Annotated in this window: 14 protein-coding genes and 1 pseudogene; 6 read left to right on the top strand and 9 right to left on the bottom strand. The window is 70.7% G+C overall.

The window, feature by feature from the left end; translation table 11 throughout:
- Positions 1-240: 240 nt before the first annotated feature.
- Positions 241-1,053, top strand: coding sequence for an HAD family hydrolase (locus ACWDZ7_RS01925; RefSeq protein WP_451793997.1), 813 nt, complete (start codon positions 241-243; stop codon positions 1,051-1,053).
- Positions 1,054-1,150: 97 nt separating this feature from the next.
- On the opposite strand, the pseudogene ACWDZ7_RS01920 reads toward ACWDZ7_RS01925, so the two are convergent.
- Positions 1,151-1,538, bottom strand: a pseudogene (locus ACWDZ7_RS01920) (CocE/NonD family hydrolase); the annotation flags it as partial.
- Between the two features lie 559 nt (positions 1,539-2,097).
- Here ACWDZ7_RS01920 and ACWDZ7_RS01915 point away from each other — a divergent pair.
- The 4 genes from ACWDZ7_RS01915 (at position 2,098) to ACWDZ7_RS01900 (ending at position 6,700) form a co-directional block, all read left to right on the top strand.
- Positions 2,098-3,108, top strand: coding sequence for a polyprenyl synthetase family protein (locus ACWDZ7_RS01915; protein WP_451793995.1), 1,011 nt, complete (start codon positions 2,098-2,100; stop codon positions 3,106-3,108).
- A 260-nt stretch (positions 3,109-3,368) separates the two neighbouring features.
- Positions 3,369-4,631 carry a LolA family protein gene (locus tag ACWDZ7_RS01910; protein ID WP_451793994.1) on the top strand — a complete coding sequence of 421 codons (1,263 nt, stop codon included), beginning with the start codon at positions 3,369-3,371 and terminating at the stop codon, positions 4,629-4,631.
- A 145-nt stretch (positions 4,632-4,776) separates the two neighbouring features.
- Positions 4,777-5,811, top strand: a complete 1,035-nt coding sequence (locus ACWDZ7_RS01905) for an ABC transporter ATP-binding protein (protein WP_451793992.1) — start codon at positions 4,777-4,779, stop codon at positions 5,809-5,811.
- Positions 5,798-6,700, top strand: a complete 903-nt coding sequence (locus ACWDZ7_RS01900; protein WP_451793990.1) for an ABC transporter permease — start codon at positions 5,798-5,800, stop codon at positions 6,698-6,700. Before ACWDZ7_RS01905 ends, ACWDZ7_RS01900 begins: the two co-directional genes overlap by 14 nt.
- A 39-nt stretch (positions 6,701-6,739) precedes the next feature.
- Here the strand turns inward: ACWDZ7_RS01900 and ACWDZ7_RS01895 are convergent, their stop codons facing one another.
- The 5 genes from ACWDZ7_RS01895 to ACWDZ7_RS01875 all read right to left on the bottom strand — a co-directional run bounded on the left by ACWDZ7_RS01895 (position 6,740) and on the right by ACWDZ7_RS01875 (position 11,716).
- The gene (locus ACWDZ7_RS01895; RefSeq protein ID WP_451793988.1) at positions 6,740-7,336 is read right to left on the bottom strand and encodes a flavodoxin family protein; all 597 of its coding nucleotides are present in this window, start codon (positions 7,334-7,336) and stop codon (positions 6,740-6,742) included.
- Between the two features lie 151 nt (positions 7,337-7,487).
- The gene (locus tag ACWDZ7_RS01890) at positions 7,488-9,038 is read right to left on the bottom strand and encodes a hypothetical protein (RefSeq protein WP_451793987.1); all 1,551 of its coding nucleotides are present in this window, start codon (positions 9,036-9,038) and stop codon (positions 7,488-7,490) included.
- A gap of 103 nt (positions 9,039-9,141) precedes the next feature.
- On the bottom strand, positions 9,142-9,597 hold the full coding sequence (locus ACWDZ7_RS01885) for a VOC family protein (RefSeq protein ID WP_451793986.1): 456 nt from the start codon (positions 9,595-9,597) through the stop codon (positions 9,142-9,144).
- 97 nt (positions 9,598-9,694) lie between these two features.
- On the bottom strand, positions 9,695-10,633 hold the full coding sequence (gene rarD, locus ACWDZ7_RS01880; protein ID WP_451794160.1) for an EamA family transporter RarD: 939 nt from the start codon (positions 10,631-10,633) through the stop codon (positions 9,695-9,697).
- 210 nt (positions 10,634-10,843) lie between these two features.
- Positions 10,844-11,716 carry an SDR family oxidoreductase gene (locus tag ACWDZ7_RS01875; RefSeq protein WP_451793984.1) on the bottom strand — a complete coding sequence of 291 codons (873 nt, stop codon included), beginning with the start codon at positions 11,714-11,716 and terminating at the stop codon, positions 10,844-10,846.
- Positions 11,717-11,822: 106 nt separating this feature from the next.
- Between ACWDZ7_RS01875 and ACWDZ7_RS01870 the strand changes: the two genes are divergently transcribed.
- Positions 11,823-12,194 carry a winged helix-turn-helix transcriptional regulator gene (locus tag ACWDZ7_RS01870; protein WP_451793983.1) on the top strand — a complete coding sequence of 124 codons (372 nt, stop codon included), beginning with the start codon at positions 11,823-11,825 and terminating at the stop codon, positions 12,192-12,194.
- Positions 12,195-12,259: 65 nt separating this feature from the next.
- Here ACWDZ7_RS01870 and ACWDZ7_RS01865 read toward each other — a convergent pair whose 3' ends face one another.
- From ACWDZ7_RS01865 to ACWDZ7_RS01855, 3 genes are all read right to left on the bottom strand, one after another.
- The gene (locus tag ACWDZ7_RS01865; RefSeq protein WP_451793982.1) at positions 12,260-13,321 is read right to left on the bottom strand and encodes a 2-oxoacid:ferredoxin oxidoreductase subunit beta; all 1,062 of its coding nucleotides are present in this window, start codon (positions 13,319-13,321) and stop codon (positions 12,260-12,262) included.
- The gene (locus ACWDZ7_RS01860; RefSeq protein WP_451793981.1) at positions 13,314-15,245 is read right to left on the bottom strand and encodes a 2-oxoacid:acceptor oxidoreductase subunit alpha; all 1,932 of its coding nucleotides are present in this window, start codon (positions 15,243-15,245) and stop codon (positions 13,314-13,316) included. Before ACWDZ7_RS01860 ends, ACWDZ7_RS01865 begins: the two co-directional genes overlap by 8 nt.
- A 420-nt stretch (positions 15,246-15,665) precedes the next feature.
- Entirely contained in the window at positions 15,666-16,325 is a 660-nt protein-coding gene (locus tag ACWDZ7_RS01855) for a LuxR C-terminal-related transcriptional regulator (protein ID WP_451794159.1), read from the bottom strand.
- Between the last annotated feature and the right edge of the window lie 173 nt (positions 16,326-16,498).

Below are 16,498 nucleotides of genomic sequence, written 5' to 3'. Positions count from 1 at the left end.
TCCCGCAGCGCCTTGCCGACATCATCGGAGAAGTCATGCAGAGTCTTGGCGGGCTCGCGACCCGCTCCGGATCACCCTCGGACGCAAAGCTGGGTCACGCAACGGGCGTCCCCCGAATCGGTTCCCTGGAATCAGATATTCCACTTTTCTGGTGAACCGTGGCGGCCCCCGCCGCCCCCCTCCAGCACCGGCCTTGCCAAGCCGCTTCCCGCGCGGCCCAGGATCCGTATTCTCTGGATCATGGCCGCTCCCCTCGCATATGCACTCATCGCCACTGACCTGGACGGCACGCTGCTGCGCGGCGACGACACGGTCTCGGACCGGTCGCGGCGGGCGCTGGCCGCCGTGGGCGAGGGGGGTGCGCGGCACCTCGTGGTGACGGGGCGGCCGGCGCCCCGGGTGCGGCCCCTCCTCGACGACCTCGGGTACGACGGCCTCGCCGTCTGCGGGCAGGGAGCGCAGCTCTACGACGCCGGGGCGCACCGCATGGTGTGGTCGGTGACGCTCGACCGCGAGCTCGCCGAGGTCGCGCTCGGCAAGATCGAGGCCGAGGCCGGGCAGGTCTTCGCGGCCGTGGACCAGGACGGCGTGGACGGCCTCACGCTCATCGAACCGGGGTACGAGATGCCGCACCCCACGCTCCCCGCGGTGCGCGTCCCCGGGCGTGACGTGTTGTGGGAGGCGCCGATCAGCAAGGTGCTGCTGCGCCATCGGTCCCTGGCGGACGACGAGTTGGCCGCGGTGGCGCGTGGGGCGGTGGGCTCGCTGGCCACGGTGACGATGTCGGGGCCCGGCACCGTGGAGCTCCAGCCGTGCGGGGTGACCAAGGCGACGGGGCTCGCGCTGGCCGCCGAGCGGATGGGCCTGACGGCCGCGGACACGGTGGCCTTCGGTGACATGCCGAACGACATCCCCATGTTCCTGTGGGCGGCGCACGGCGTGGCCATGGCCAACGCCCACAGGGAACTCAAGGCTGTGGCGGACGAGTTGACCCTGTCGAACGAGGACGACGGGATCGCCGTGATCCTGGAACGAATGTCGGGCCTGATCTAGCAGGTGATTTCCGAGTGGGTCTCGACCGTCACGTCCCAGGCGAGTTCGGGGCGGTGCAGGCGGGACCGTCCAGTCGCGGAGGCGACCGCGAGGCGGATGTGGCGCCGAGCGGCCACGCGTCCACGCGGTCCCTGCCGTTGCGGGCGGAGAGGTTCGGGACGCCCCGGGTGGCGAGCGTGGACGAGCCGTCGGGCGGGGCGGCCGAGGACGCGTACCTCCGAAGGCGCCTCGAACTCGAAGCACGCCGACTTCGCGTCCTCGTCCCGCTGGTCGGGCGGCAGGTCGGCGCCGTTGCCGAAGGGGAGGAAGCGGCCCGCGTCCAGGCCGGTGTGCTGCGGGGAGTTGACCACGAGAGGAGTGCCCTGGAGGGCGTACGAGGTGGGGGTGAGGCTCGGGGAGGGCCAGGCGGGGTCGCCGACCCAGCCGCCGGGCGGCTCCGGGTGGACCGTCGCCGGCGGGTGAGCGTCGCTGATCCAGGAGCGGAGCTCGCGTAGAGCGTGGTCCCGTCGGCGAGGGGTACGCGGATGTCCTCGCGCGTCATCTCGTACGGGAAATCGGATCGTACGGGAAATCGGAACGGATCTTCAGGTGCGTCACGGGAGGAACCTCAGTGGACGGGGTGCATGGTGCGGCGCGGCCACGGGGCGAGGGCGGTCACGGCGATCGAGCGTTCCGTACGCCGCCCCGACTCGGCGGTGGCGGTGTCCGGACCTCCAGGCCGGAGAGGGTGAGCAGACCGCGGGGCTGTCCGAAGAAGGGCACGTACTCGGCAGTAGTACGGGATAAAACGGATACTCCCGGTTGTTGCCCGCGAACTGGTGCTGATCGGCTGTGTCGGTCGTATGGGCTGATTGAGAACATACCGGTGGGGATCGGGGGTCGCCCGGCCGCCTTTGTGCGGGCAGGTGCTCGCTGTGATCGAAAGGCGACCGGATACGCTGACTTGAGTGATGGCAGCGACACATCGACAAACCGTGTCATCGACCGAGATCCAATGATCGACCGAGTTCGCCATGTGATCGTCAGCAGACAGGAGAACCTCTCGTGACCGTCGTCGGGCCTTTTGGGCTGAGCGTGCGGGACCAGGCTCTCGAAGCCGATGTCCAGGCAGGGTTGGCGGCTGTCGAGGAGGGCCTGCTCGAGGCCACCAAGAGCGAGGTCCCCTTCATCACGGAGGCCGCGCAGCACCTCGTCCGCGCCGGGGGGAAGCGTTTCCGTCCGCTGCTCGTGGTGCTCGCTTCCCAGTTCGGCGACCCGTACGCACCCGGCATCGTGCCCTCCGCGGTGGTCGTCGAGCTCACGCACCTCGCGACGCTCTACCACGACGACGTGATGGACGAGGCGGACGTGCGCCGCGGGGTCTCCAGCGCCAACCAGCGCTGGGGCAACTCCGTGGCCGTGCTGACCGGCGACTTCCTCTTCGCCCGCGCCTCGTACATCCTGGCCGACCTCGGCCCGGAGGCCGTCCGCATCCAGGCGGAGGCCTTCGAACGTCTGGTCACCGGGCAGATCCTGGAGACCGCGGGGCCCAGCGAGGGGCGCGACCCGGTCGACCACTACCTCGACGTGCTCGCCGGCAAGACCGGCTCGCTGGTCGCCGTGGCATGCCGGTTCGGCGCGATGATGTCGGGCGCCGACGAGACCGTCGTGGACGTCCTGACGCAGTACGGCGAGCGGCTCGGCGTCGCCTTCCAGCTCGCCGACGACGTGCTGGACATCGCCTCCGACTCGCACGAGTCCGGCAAGACGCCGGGCACGGATCTGCGCGAGGGCATCCCCACGCTGCCGGTCCTGCGCCTGCGCGAGCGCGTGACGCGGCTCGGCCTGCCCGACGACATCGCCCTGAGCGAGCTGCTGGACTCCGACCTCACCGACGACGCCCGGCACGCCGAGGCGCTCGTCCGGCTGCGCGCGCACCCCGCCCTGGAGCAGGCCCGCCGGGACACGGTGCGGTACGCGGAGGAGGCGCGGGCCGCGCTGGCGCCGCTGCCGGAGTGCGACGCGAAGACCTCCCTGGTGGAGCTCTGCGATCTGGTGGTGCACCGGGCCGGCTGAGAGGCCGTTACCGACGATCGGCGGCGCCACCCCCTACGGGACGGGGGAGGCGCCGCCGCTTTTTGTCATCCCAGGGCAGTACGTCGAGTTGAGCCCGGGGGCTGACGCTTCTGCTCGGCCGATTTGGTCGGATAGACCCCGGCAAGGACCACCACTCCTGACCAATTCGGGTGAGAATGGCGGCGCAGGGTGGACGAAGGCACGTACGCATGTATGCACGTACAGGAAGGCCGCCGCCGACCACGGAGGTAGGGCACACAATGGCACCGTACGAACCGGAACAGAACACCAGTGAGGCCGGGGAGCTGCGCGCCGGCCGCCGCAAGGCGGCTCGTTACGCGGTCCCGCTCGCGGTGGCGGGGGTGGCGGCGGCGACCATCGGGCTCGTCCCGGCGCTCGCCACCTCGGGCGACCCGGATCTGCCAAAGGTCACCGCTCAGGAACTCATCGAGAAGATAGCCGCGTCGGACACGCGGCAGCTCTCCGGCAACGTCAAGATCAGCACGGATCTGGGCCTGCCGTCGCTGGGCGGCATGGCGGGCGGCTTCGCCGGCGGCGGCGGGGGCGGCGGGGACCGCGGTGAGGACGGCGACGGCGGGGGCTCGGCCGCCGACCCCAAGAGCAAGCTGATGGAACTGGCGTCCGGCACGCACACGCTGCGGGTCGCGGCGGACGGCCCCGACAAGCAGAAGGTGTCGCTCCTGGGCGACGCCTCCGAGTACAGCCTGATCCACAACGGCGACGACGTGTGGGCGTACGACAGCGCGTCGAACGAGGCGTACCACGCGAAGGAGGCCGGGGCGGCGGCCGCCGGTGAGCGGGACCGGAAGGACGCGGCGAAGGACCTTCCCGCCACGCCCGAGGAATTCGCCGAGCAGGCGCTGAAGGCCGTCGACGACACGACGTCCGTCAAGGTCGACGGGACCGCGCAGGTCGCGGGCCGCGACGCGTACCGACTGGTCATCGAGCCGAAGCAGGCCGGTTCGACGGTCGGCCGGATCACGGTCGCCGTGGACGCGAAGACGGGTACGCCGCTCAAGTTCACCCTGACCCCGGCCTCCGGTGGCGCGGCGGTCATCGACGCGGGCTTCACGAAGGTCGACTTCGACAAGCCGTCCGCGGACACGTTCGACTTCACGCCGCCCAAGGGCGCGAAGGTCACCGAGGCCGACGAACACGCCAAGGACGACGGCCGTGACTTCGCGGACAAGGGCGACAAGGGAGGCAAGGAGTTCAAGGAGGAGGACCTCAACGACCTGAAGGTCATCGGCAAGGGCTGGAGCTCCATCGCCGAGCTGAAGCTGCCGGGCGGCGAGGGCCTGCCGACGGCCGGTTCGGGCGATGTCCCGCCGGACGCGCAGAAGCTGCTCGACTCGCTGGGCGACCAGGTCAGCGGCGAGTTCGGCTCCGGCACGGTCTTCTCGACGCGTCTGATCAACGCTCTCGTCACTGATGACGGCAAGGTCTACGCGGGCGCGGTCACGAAGGACGCGCTGGTGAAGGCGGCGAACGAGGCGCACTAGGCGTGGGCCCGAGCGGTGTTTCACGGTGCGGGTGCGCGGAGAGGTAGCGGCACCGTGAAACACCGCGACGGCGACCAGGTCTTACGGAGCAGGCGACAGGCGAAACAGGTCACGGGTGACAGGTCACGGGCGACAGGAGGAAGCGGTGCCAGGCACCATCGGGGGACCGCCGACACCGGGGGCGCCGGGTGACGGGGCGCCGGGCGACGGCGCTCTGGGCGACGGCGCTCCGTACGTGATCGAGACGCGCGGGCTCACCAAGCGCTACGGAAAGCACCTCGCCGTCGACCGGCTGGACCTCACCGTCCCCGAAGGCAGCGTCTTCGGGTTCCTCGGGCCGAACGGCTCGGGCAAGACGACCACCATCCGCATGCTGATGGGCCTCATCGAGCCGACCTCGGGCACCGCCCGGGTCCTCGGCAGGCCGATGCCGCGCGCCACCCGTACCGTCCTGCCGCACGTGGGCGCGCTGATCGAGGGCCCTGCCCTCTATGGCTTCCTGTCGGGACGCGACAACCTCCTGCGGTACGACTCCGCCGACCCGGCCGCCGATCCGCGGACCCGGCGGACGCGGGCGGATGCGGCGTTGGACCGGGTCGGGCTCACCGCGGCCGCCGGCAAGAAGGCGAAGGCGTACTCGCTGGGCATGAAGCAGCGGCTCGGCCTCGCGGCGGCGCTGCTCCAGCCGCGCAGGCTCCTCGTCCTGGACGAGCCCACGAACGGCCTCGACCCGCAGGGCATGCGCGAGATCCGCTCCCTGGTGCGGGAACTGGCGGCCGAGGGCACGACCGTCTTCCTCTCCTCGCACCTCCTCGACGAGATCGAACAGGTCTGTACGCACGCGGCCGTGATGACCCGGGGCCGCCTGATCACGCAGGGTCCGGTCGCCGAGCTGGCGGCGGGCGCGCGCGGCAGGCTGGTCGTGACGACACCGGACCCGGGCGAGGCGGCCCGCGTCCTGAAGGAGCGTGGCGTGGCGGATCTCGTCGTGACGGAGGACCGCGTGACGGGCGAGCCACCGGGCCAGGACGCGTCGTCCGGCCGGGACACGGAGCTGGCCGATCTGAACGCCGCGCTGGTCGAGGCGGGCGTCCGCGTCCGCGGCTTCGGCCTCGAACGGGCGTCCCTGGAGGACGCGTTCGTGGCGCTGACGGGGGAGGGGTTCGATGTCGCGGGCTGAGGCGATGGGCGCATCCGGGGCATCCGCGGTGGGTGTTCCGAGGGAGCCGCGGTTGGTCTGGGCGTTCGGGCTTTTCCGTAGTGAGCTGGCGATCACCTTCCGTCGCTGGCGGACGCTGGCGCTGCTCGGTGTGCTCGCCGCCGTGCCCATCCTCGTCGGTGTCGCCGTCAAGATCGAGACGAGCGACGGTTCCACGATCGGCGGCGGCGAGGGCGGCGGCCCCGCCTTCATCGCGCAGATCACGAACAACGGCCTGTTCCTGGTCTTCACCGCGCTCGCCGCGACGCTGCCGTTCTTCCTGCCGATGGCGATCGGCGTCGTCGCGGGCGACGCCATCGCGGGGGAGGCGAGCGCGGGCACGCTGCGCTATCTGCTGGTCGCGCCCGCGGGCCGCACCCGTCTGCTCCTCGTCAAGTACGCGACCACGCTGACGTTCTGCCTGGTCGCGACGGTGGTCGTCGCCGCGTCCGCGCTGGCGACCGGCGCGCTGCTCTTTCCGCTGGGCGAGGTCACCACGATCTCCGGTACGCGCATGAGCTTCGGGGAGGGGCTCCTGCGGGCCCTGCTCATCGCGCTCGTGGTCGCCGCGTCACTGGTCGGCGTGGCGGCGCTCGGCCTGTTCGTCTCGACGCTGACCAGCAGTGGCATCGCGGCGATGGCGACGACCGTCGGGCTGCTGATCACGGTGCAGATCCTCGACCAGATCCCGCAACTGCACGCCCTGCACCCGTACTTCTTCTCCCACTACTGGCTGTCCTTCGCCGACCTGATGCGGGAGCCGGTCTACTGGGACGACCTCGTCAAGAACCTCCAGATGCAGGGGCTCTACGCGGCCGTCTTCAGCTCGGCGGCGTGGGCGCGGTTCGGGGCGAAGGACGTCATGGCGTGACGGTTGCGCCATGACGCGCGGTTCCGCCATGACGTGCGGTTACGCCTCGTCGTAGGGGTAGCGGGCCAGCGGCGGTTCCTGCGCGAAGAACGTCTTGGCGCGGAGCAGCGCCTGCTCGTCCTCCAGTACGTTGCCGGGGCGGCTCCCGTTGCCGAGCAGGACGCCGCCGAAGCGCATCGGGAAGAACGCGGCGGTGTGGTTCAGCGTGCCGATCAGCGGCTCGGCCGCCTCCTCCTCGCGGTGCGCGAGCGCCGTCACGCCCCACAGGGTGCGGCTCTTGAGGGTCTCCTTGAAGTCGAGGCCGGGGGTCTCCAGCCAGGCGTCCCAGTAGTCGAGGTAGCGCTTGGTAGTGGCCGACACCGAGTACCAGTACAGCGGCGAGGCGATGACGATGTCCGTGGCGTCGAGGGTCGCGTCCAGCAGCAGCGCCTCGTCGTCGCCCTCGGGGCGGGGGCGGGCACGGGGGTGGGCGTCGTCGTGGCGCAGGTCCTGGAAGTCGGGGAGCGGATGATCGGCGAGACGGATCCAGCGCTGCTCGACGTCCGCGGGCAGCTGCTCGGCGGCCTTGCGGGCCAGGATCTCGGTGTTGCCCTCAGGGCGGGCGCTGCCGACGACGAAGAGGAACTTGCGGGTCATGGGAATCCCCCTGGGTGTGGCCCGGTGCGACCGGGCGCGGCAATTACTTGCACGCGCACTATATGCATGCGCAAGCAATGTCGTCCAGGGGTGGCTCGCGGCCGGGGTGCGCGTGCGCGGGGTGCGCGTGCGCGTGCGCGGGTTCGGCCGTTCAAGGGCGTACGAGGATGACCCACCCGGAGGCGTAGGTGTCGGGCACGGTGTGGCGGGGCCAGTCGCGGGCCCAGCGCGGGGGTGCCGCCTCGCGCAGCACCAGGGCGGTGGGGCGGCGCGGATCGCGTGGGCCGCTGCCGGGCGCGCATCCGGCGACGTAGGCGAGGGGGATGACGGAGGTGTTGCCGTTGAGGGTGCAGGGGGCGCGGGTACTGATACCGGGCTCCGTGCCGTTGCCGACGCCGTGCCGCCGCAGCACCTCGGCGATCCGCTCCCAGTCGCCGCGGGCACCCGCCTGGATGGTGGCGTTGCCGTGGGCGAGGAGCACCTGGACGGCGAGGTGGCCGCTGAGCGCGAGGGCCAGTACGCCGACCGCGACCCACCGGGGCCGGGCCGCGCGTGCGAGGCCGACGAGGGTGAGCAGGCCGAGGGCGGCGGTGGGGGCGAGCAGGGCGTGGGTGGGGAGGAGGAAGCGGGGGGCGGCGTAAGGGACGAGGAGGAGGTAGGGGAGGGCTACGGCGAGGGCGGTGATGAGAGGGAGGAAGGCGGCGTGGGGCCGACGGGGTGCGGGTGGTCGCCGGTGGGACGCCTCGCCGGAGTCCGGCGGCCCGCCGCGGGGCGGTGTGTCGCGATGTGTGTCGCGAGGGCGATGGAGGGCCCATAGACCGGTGCCCACCAGAATCAGCAGAAGGAGCCACCACTCCGCCGCCACGGGACGGATGCCGTCGCTGTCGCAGGGGCGGCACAGCAGCGGTCCGTCCAGGACCGTGAGGTGGTGGACGAACGAGAGCAGCGGACGCAGGTCGCCCTGCACCTCACTGGCCTCCGTCAGCCGTTGACGGACGCCGCCGAAACGGACGTACGCCTCGACGACCCAGGGCAGCACGCCCACCGCCAGCCCGCCGAGCACGGCCATGACGCGGCCCCGGCCCCGCCAGGCGGGCACCAGCAGGGCGGCGATCAGGAGCGGCGGCCCTGTGGCGGCGCCGTCGTTGGGCCGCATCAGGGTGGCCAGGGCGAGGCCGGCCGCGATACCGGTGCAGGTGAGGACGGACTGGCGCGCCCACAGGAACAACCCGACCGCGCCGACGGCACCCATGGCGGTGTAGTGGTTGGGCATGGCCGCGCTCGCGTAGAACAGCGTGATCCACAGCCCGCCGTACAGCGCGGCGGCGACGGGGGCCACCGAGGGCCGGGCCGCGGCGCGCAGCCAGGGCCGGAAGCCCAGATAGAGCGCGGTGGTCGAGAGCAGCGTCAGCCAGACCCTGAGGAGCACGACGGAGTCGCTCCAGGCGGCCACGGGCGCGATGAGGAACGGCACACCGCGGGTGCGGGGCGCGCTGAACGGGGTGGCGGGGGCGTAGGGGGAGTACCGACTGGCGTAGACCAGCTCGTCCCAGCCGAGCGGCAGACCGGGCGGAACGAGAGCGAGCGAGAGCAGAGCGAAGGCACAGCAGACGGCGAGGAGGAGGCGGTGGGGGGCGGGGGCCTGCCTTTCGCGGCGCGCGGGCACCAGGCGACGCACGGACGCCTCGCCGCTCATGGGCATGAGGGAGGGCCTCCTCGTCGGCGGGGCTGAGCTGACGTGGTGCCTCCCTGGTGCGCGGTCGGGGAGGCGTCACGGCAAGCTTGCCACCGGCGGACCGTCGCCCCTAGTGGACACAGAACTCGTTCCCCTCCGGGTCCCGCATGATCACCCACTCGCCCCCGGGTTCCTCGACATGCCGCTCCACGGCCGCGCCCAGCGCCTCCAGGCGGGACACCTCGTCGTCACGGCGCCCAGGCCCGCAGTGCACGTCGAGGTGCAGCCGGTTCTTGCCGGTCTTGGCCTCCGGCACTCGCTGGAAGAGGATCCGGCGGCCAAGACCCAGACCGCTCTCCTCCTCGTACGGATCGTCGGGGTGCCGCACGGCGATGAGGTCGCGCCAGGCGCGACGGCCGCGGAACTCCACGGTCGCCGCCTCCGGCACCGCGCCGAAACCGAGGAGACGTTCGATCAGCGCGCTGTTGTCCTCGACCTCGTACCCCAACGTCTCGCCCCAGAAGGCCGCTTGGGCGTGCGGGTCGGTGGCGTCGATGACGAGCTTCCAGTGCAGGGTGGCAGTCATGTAACCAGTTATAACGGTTACGTGGACAGGGCACTCGGCTTTCGGCCACGAACGAGTACGCGAAGAGGACCGCGGAGGAGGGCGCTGGGCCTCCTGATCAGGACACCTGGGCCGTGTCCGCGGCGTCCGCGACGTCCGCGGCGTCCTTGGCGGTCGGCGTGGTCGGCGTGGTCGCCTCGGCCCGGCGCGCCGCGGCCAGCCGGACCGCGTTCCGGCGGGCCGTCCTCAGCGCGTCCCACGTCAGCAGCGAGAGCGCCAGCCACACCAGCCCGAAGCCCGCCCACCGCTCGGGCGGCATCGCCTCATGGAAGTACAGGATCCCGAGCAGGAACTGGAAGACGGGCGCCAGATACTGGAGCAGCCCCAGCGTGGAGAGCGGCACCCGGATCGCCGCGGCGCCGAAGCAGACCAGGGGAGCGGCGGTCACCACACCGGTGGCGGCCAGCAGCGCCGCGTGTCCGGCGCCCTCCCCGCCGAATGTGGCGTCGCCCCGCGCGCCGAGCCACACCAGATAGCCGACGGCGGGCAGGAACTGCACCGCGGTCTCGGCGGCGAGCGACTCCAGGCCGCCGAGGCTGACCTTCTTCTTCACCAGGCCGTACGTCGCGAAGGAGAACGCGAGGCAGAGCGAGATCCACGGCGGCTGCCCGGCGCCGAAGGCGAGCACGAGGACGGCGGTGAACCCGACGCCGACCGCCGCCCACTGCACGGGCCGCAGCCGCTCGCCGAGCAGCAGGACGCCCATCGCGATGGTGACCAGGGGGTTGATGAAGTATCCGAGCGAGGCCTCGACGACGTGGCCGGAGTTCACGGACCAGATGTAGACGCCCCAGTTGACGGTGATGACCGCCGCGGCGATCACCACCAGGCCCAGCCGGCGCGGCTGGCGCAGCAGCTCGCGGGCCCAGCCCCAACGTCGTACGAAGAGCAGCGCGACGCCCACCACGACCAGGGACCACGCCATCCGGTGCGCGAGGATCTCGGCGGCCCCGGACGGCTTGAGGAGCGGCCAGAAGAGGGGGACGAGGCCCCACATTCCGTAGGCCGCGAATCCGTTCAGCAGCCCTACGCGCTGCTCACTCTTGGCCTGTCCGGCTGCTCCGCTGTCCACGGCCCCTCCTTGGCACACGGCAGCCCGACACTGCCTCACCGAAGGTAGCGCCGAAGCCCCTCGCCTGTCATGTCCGTAGGGCAGAGACACTCATGACGCACACACTCATGACACACACTCATGACACTGTGGACATCACCCCCGGAGCGCCGCAGACACAGCCACAGACACAGCGTCAGCGAGCGGCGTGGTCGGCCGTCCGATGAGCCGGGCCAGATCCCCGCTCGTCCCCGCCAGGCGCCCCCGCCCGACAGCCGCGTCGACGTCGACGAGGATCGCCGCCATCGGCTCCGGAACCCCCGCCCCGGTCAGCACCGCGAGGTGCTCCTCGGGGGAGACGTTCGCGTACGAGACGTCCTTGCCGCTCTGCCGGGCGACCTCCGCGGCGTACTCGGCCATGCTCCACGCGACGTCGCCGCTCAGCTCGTAGACCTTGCCCTCGTGGCCCTCGCCGGTCAGCACGGCGACGGCGGCCGCGGCGTAGTCGGCGCGCGAGGCGGAGGCGACGCGGCCCTCCCCGGCGGAGGCGACGACGGCGCCGTGCTCCAGGACCGGGGCGAGGTGCTCGGTGTAGTTCTCGTGGTACCAGCCGTTGCGCAGGAACGTGTGCGGCAGGCCGGAGTCGAGGATCAGCCGCTCGGTCTCCTTGTGCTCGGCCGCCAGGTCGAAGTCGGCGTCGGGGCCGCCCAGGATGCCGGTGTAGGCGAGGAGCGCCACGCCCGCCTCGCGCGCCGCGCCGATCACCGCGCGGTGCTGCTCCACCCGGCGCCCGACCTCGCTGCCGGAGATCAGCAGCACGCGGTCGCCCGCGGCGAAGGCGCCGCGCAGGGTCTCGGGGGCGCTGTAGTCGGCGGTCCGCAGTTCGACGCCGCGCTCGGCGAGGTCGGCGGCCTTGGCCTTGTCGCGTACGGCGGCCGCGATCTCCCCGGCGGGGACGTCGGCGGCGAGCAGCCCCTCGATGACGAGACGGCCGAGGTTCCCGGTGGCTCCGGTGACGACGATGCTCATGACTGAAAACTCCTGTTCACGGCTTTCGGTGTGATCTGCCTGTGCCACTCACCCTAGGGCCTGCACTAACTATCCGTAAGTACCCACTTTGAAGTAAGGTACCGGCATGGCCGTAAGCAACTGGAAGCCGGGCGCCGAGGAAATGTGCCCGTACCGCCTCGTCCTGGAGCACGTCACGAGCCGCTGGGGCGTCCTCGTCCTGATCGCCCTCGAAGAGCGCTCGCACCGCTTCAGCGAGCTGCGCCGCGCCATCGGCCGCGTCAGCGAGAAGATGCTGACCCAGACCCTGCAGACCCTGGAGCGCGACGGCCTGGTGCACCGCGACGCCAAGCCGGTCATCCCGCCCCGCGTCGACTACTCCCTCACGGACCTCGGGCGCGAGGCCGCCGAGCAGGTCAGGACCCTCGCGACGTGGACGGAACGGCGCATGGCCGACGTACAGAAAGCGCGACAGGAGTACGACGAAGCCCGGTCCTGAAGATCCAGAACCGGGCTCAGCGCTCAGGCACCCCGAACAGGCACCCGCGACAACGAAATCGTCTGCTAGCCGACGACCGTCCAGGTGTCGCCGCCCGCGAGGAGGGTGGCGAGGTCGCCCTTGCCGTTCTGTTCGATGGCGGTGTCGAGCTGGTCGGCCATGAGGGTGTCGTAGACCGGCCGTTCGACGTTGCGGAAGACGCCGATCGGGGTGTGGTGCAGGGTGTCGGGGTCGGCGAGGCGGGAGAGGGCGAACGCGGTCGTGGGTGAGGTGGAGTGCGCGTCGTGGATCAGGATGTCGCGCTCGTTGTCCGGGGTGACGGCGACGACCTTGAGGTCACCGGTCACCGCGTCGCGCACGACGCCCTTGGACTGGTCGGCGCCGAAGCGGATCGGCTGCCCGTGCTCCAGGCGGATCACCGCCTCCTCGGCCTGCTGCTTGTCCTTGAGGACCTCGAAGGCGCCGTCGTTGAAGATGTTGCAGTTCTGGTAGATCTCCACCAGCGCGGTGCCGGGATGCTCGGCGGCCTCGCGCAGCACGCTGGTGAGATGTCTGCGGTCGGAGTCGACGGTGCGGGCGACGAAGGAGGCTTCCGCACCGATGGCCAGGGAGACCGGGTTGAAGGGCGCGTCGAGGGAGCCCATCGGTGTTGACTTGGTGATCTTGCCGACTTCCGATGTGGGGCTGTACTGGCCCTTCGTGAGGCCGTAGATCCGGTTGTTGAACAGCAGGATCTTCAGGTTCACGTTGCGGCGCAGGGCGTGGATGAGGTGGTTGCCGCCGATGGAGAGCGCGTCGCCGTCACCGGTGACCACCCATACGCTCAGGTCGCGCCGCGAGGAGGCGAGGCCGGTGGCGATGGCCGGGGCGCGGCCGTGGATGGAGTGCATCCCGTACGTGTTCATGTAGTACGGGAAGCGGGAGGAGCAGCCGATGCCGGAGACGAAGACGATGTTCTCCTTCGCCAGGCCCAGCTCCGGCATGAAGCCCTGCACGGCGGCCAGCACGGCGTAGTCGCCGCAGCCCGGGCACCAGCGGACTTCCTGGTCGGACTTGAAGTCCTTCATGGACTGGGCGGCCTCGGCCTTGGGGACCAGCTTCAGCAGTGCGTTGCCGGCGTCAGTCATCGATGGCCTCCTTGAGAGCCGTGGCGAGCTGCTCGGCCTTGAACGGCATTCCGTTGACCTGGTTGTACGAGACCGCGTCCACCAGGTACTTCGCCCTGATGAGGGTGGCGAGCTGCCCGAGGTTCATCTCGGGGATCACCACCTTGTCGTAACGTCCGAGGACATCGCCCAGGTTCCGCGGGAAGGGGTTCAGGTGGCGCAGATGGGCCTGCGCGATGGACTGGCCGGTCGCGCGCAGTCGGCGGACCGCCGCGGTGATCGGCCCGTACGTCGAGCCCCAGCCGAGGACGAGCGTGGTGGCGTCCCCGCGCGCGTCGTCGGCCTCCAGGTCAGGCACCTCGATGCCGTCGATCTTGGCCTGGCGGGTGCGGACCATGAAGTCGTGGTTGGCCGGGTCGTAGGAGATGTTGCCCGTGCCGTCCTGCTTCTCGATGCCGCCGATCCGGTGTTCGAGCCCGGGGGTGCCGGGGATGGCCCAGGGGCGCGCCATGGTCTGCGGGTCGCGTTTGTACGGCCAGAAGACCTCGGTGCCGTCGTCCTCGGTGTGGTTGGTCCCCGAGGCGAACTGCACCCGCAGGTCGGGCAGTTCGTCCACGTCCGGGATGCGCCACGGCTCGCTGCCGTTGGCCAGATAGCCGTCGCTCAGCAGGAAGACCGGGGTGCGGTAGGTGACCGCGATCCGGGCCGCCTCCAGGGCCGCGTCGAAGCAGTCCGCCGGGGTCTTCGGTGCCACGATCGGCACCGGCGCCTCGCCGTTGCGCCCGAACATCGCCTGGAGCAGGTCGGCCTGCTCGGTCTTGGTCGGCAGGCCCGTGGAAGGCCCACCGCGCTGGATGTCCACCACCAGCAGCGGCAGCTCCAGGGAGACCGCCAGCCCGATGGTCTCCGACTTCAGCGCCACGCCGGGGCCGGAGGTCGTCGTCACCGCGAGGGAGCCGCCGAACGCGGCGCCCAGCGCCGCGCCGATCCCGGCGATCTCGTCCTCCGCCTGGAAGGTGCGCACCCCGAAGTTCTTGTGCTTGGACAGCTCGTGGAGGATGTCCGAGGCGGGCGTGATGGGGTACGAGCCGAGGTACAGCGGCAGATCCGCCTGCCGGGACGCCGCGATCAGTCCGTACGACAGCGCCAGGTTTCCGGAGATGTTGCGGTAGGTGCCCGTCGGGAACGCCTTCGCCGCCGGGGCGACCTCGTAGGAGACGGCGAAGTCCTCCGTCGTCTCACCGAAGTTCCAGCCCGCGTGGAACGCCGCGATGTTCGCCTCGGCGATCTCCGGCTTCTTCGCGAACTTGGTCCGCAGGAACTTCTCGGTCCCCTCGGTCGGCCGGTGATACATCCACGACAACAGGCCCAGCGCGAACATGTTCTTGGACCGGCCCGCGTCCTTGCGCGAGAGGTCGAAGTCCTTGAGCGCCTCCACCGTCAGCGTGGTCAGCGGCACGGGGTGCACGCTGTAGCCGTCCAGCGAGCCGTCCTCCAGCGGCGAGGTGTCGTAGCCCACCTTCTGCATCGCCCGTTTGGAGAACTCGTCCGTGTTCACGATGATCTCCGCGCCGCGCGGCACATCCCCGATATTCGCCTTCAGCGCGGCCGGGTTCATCGCCACCAATACGTTCGGCGCGTCACCCGGAGTGAGGATGTCGTGGTCGGCGAAGTGCAGCTGGAAGGACGAGACACCCGGCAGGGTCCCGGCGGGCGCCCTGATCTCGGCCGGGAAGTTCGGCAGCGTCGACAGGTCGTTGCCGAAGGACGCGGTCTCCGAAGTGAAGCGGTCACCCGTGAGCTGCATGCCGTCACCGGAGTCACCCGCGAAACGGATGATCACCCGGTCCAGGCGCCGTACGTCTTTCTCACCCGCGGGCTTGCGTTGCTCTCCGACGAGTGTCCCGTCGGCCTGCTCGGCTTCGCTACTGACCTGGCTGGTCACTGAACTGGACCTCCCTCGAGGCGGCTGAGGGGAAACGCCGGGACGCCCGGCGTTCCCAAAGCCCACCCTACGTCTGTAAGGGGTGCCTTCCTCGGGTAGCTCGTATTTTGGACGTCCTTTTGAGACGGTCCGATGCCATGGTTTGCCATGTTTTGCCTAACCCCCCGGCCCTTCATAGATGACGCTCCCCGCTCATCCTTTGGTTCTAGGACTCTGTCCGGCTTCCCTCGGCTCGTCTGCGCTGTTCGCTGAGTTCTTGGAGTTCTCTGGAGTTATTCGGTTCTTCGGCCCGTTCTCTGAACTCTCCGCGTTCTCCGCGTTCTCCGGTTTCGCGGTGGCCCTGGGAGGCCTGGAGCCCTGTGCCCCCTACGCCCCTGTGGCCCTTTTGGGGCCGCGGATCACTGGCAGGGTGTCAGCTCGTCATGAGTTGAGGTAGGTGAGAACCGCGAGCACGCGACGGTGATCCCCGTCACTCGGTGACAGGCCGAGCTTCAGGAAGATGTTGCTCACGTGCTTCTCGACGGCGCCGTCGCTCACCACGAGCTGCCGCGCGACGGCCGAGTTCGTCCGGCCCTCCGCCATCAGCCCGAGTACCTCGCGCTCACGCGGAGTAAGCCCCGCGAGGACGTCCTGCTTGCGGCTGCGGCCGAGCAGCTGCGCCACGACCTCCGGGTCGAGCGCCGTACCCCCCTGGGCCACCCGCACCACCGCGTCCACGAACTCGCGCACCTCGGCGACCCGGTCCTTGAGCAGATAGCCCACGCCCCGGCTCGACCCGGCGAGCAGCTCGGTGGCGTACTGCTCCTCGACGTACTGCGAAAGGACCAGCACCCCGAGCCCCGGATGCTGCTGGCGCAGGAACACCGCGGCCCGCACCCCCTCGTCGGTGTGCGTCGGCGGCATCCGCACATCGGCGACGACCACGTCCGGCAGGGCGTTCTGCGCCGCGAGGTCCGTGATCGTCTTGATCAGCGCGTCGGCGTCACCCACACCGGCGACCACGTCGTGCCCGCGGTCGGTCAGCAACCGGGTCAGGCCCTCCCTGAGCAGCACTGAATCCTCGGCGATGACCACCCGCACTTTGTCCTCCACTGTTCTCGGCCCCCCGGCGCGCTCGACCGGCTCTCGACGGTCCGACGTCCATCGCGTCGGCCGAACGTCCGGCACCTCAGTATCGCGCGATCCGCGTCCGCCCACCGGCGCTGTCGCCAGACTGGTCGACTCGTCACGCAGCGCGCCGCCCCCGGTCGGTG

Source organism: Streptomyces sp. NPDC003032 (assembly GCF_053591415.1).
This window is presented reverse-complemented; position numbering and strand designations above follow the sequence as displayed.

Coding starts and splice junctions, on each gene's coding strand:
- ACWDZ7_RS01865 (WP_451793982.1), bottom strand. CDS start 13,321: ATGACTGACGCCGGCAACGCACTGCTGAAGCTGGTCCCCAAGGCCGAG.
- ACWDZ7_RS01885 (WP_451793986.1), bottom strand. CDS start 9,597: ATGACTGCCACCCTGCACTGGAAGCTCGTCATCGACGCCACCGACCCG.
- ACWDZ7_RS01895 (WP_451793988.1), bottom strand. CDS start 7,336: ATGACCCGCAAGTTCCTCTTCGTCGTCGGCAGCGCCCGCCCTGAGGGC.
- ACWDZ7_RS01870 (WP_451793983.1), top strand. CDS start 11,823: ATGGCCGTAAGCAACTGGAAGCCGGGCGCCGAGGAAATGTGCCCGTAC.
- ACWDZ7_RS01890 (WP_451793987.1), bottom strand. CDS start 9,038: ATGCCCATGAGCGGCGAGGCGTCCGTGCGTCGCCTGGTGCCCGCGCGC.
- rarD (WP_451794160.1), bottom strand. CDS start 10,633: ATGTGGGGCCTCGTCCCCCTCTTCTGGCCGCTCCTCAAGCCGTCCGGG.
- ACWDZ7_RS01925 (WP_451793997.1), top strand. CDS start 241: ATGGCCGCTCCCCTCGCATATGCACTCATCGCCACTGACCTGGACGGC.
- ACWDZ7_RS01900 (WP_451793990.1), top strand. CDS start 5,798: ATGTCGCGGGCTGAGGCGATGGGCGCATCCGGGGCATCCGCGGTGGGT.
- ACWDZ7_RS01910 (WP_451793994.1), top strand. CDS start 3,369: ATGGCACCGTACGAACCGGAACAGAACACCAGTGAGGCCGGGGAGCTG.
- ACWDZ7_RS01875 (WP_451793984.1), bottom strand. CDS start 11,716: ATGAGCATCGTCGTCACCGGAGCCACCGGGAACCTCGGCCGTCTCGTC.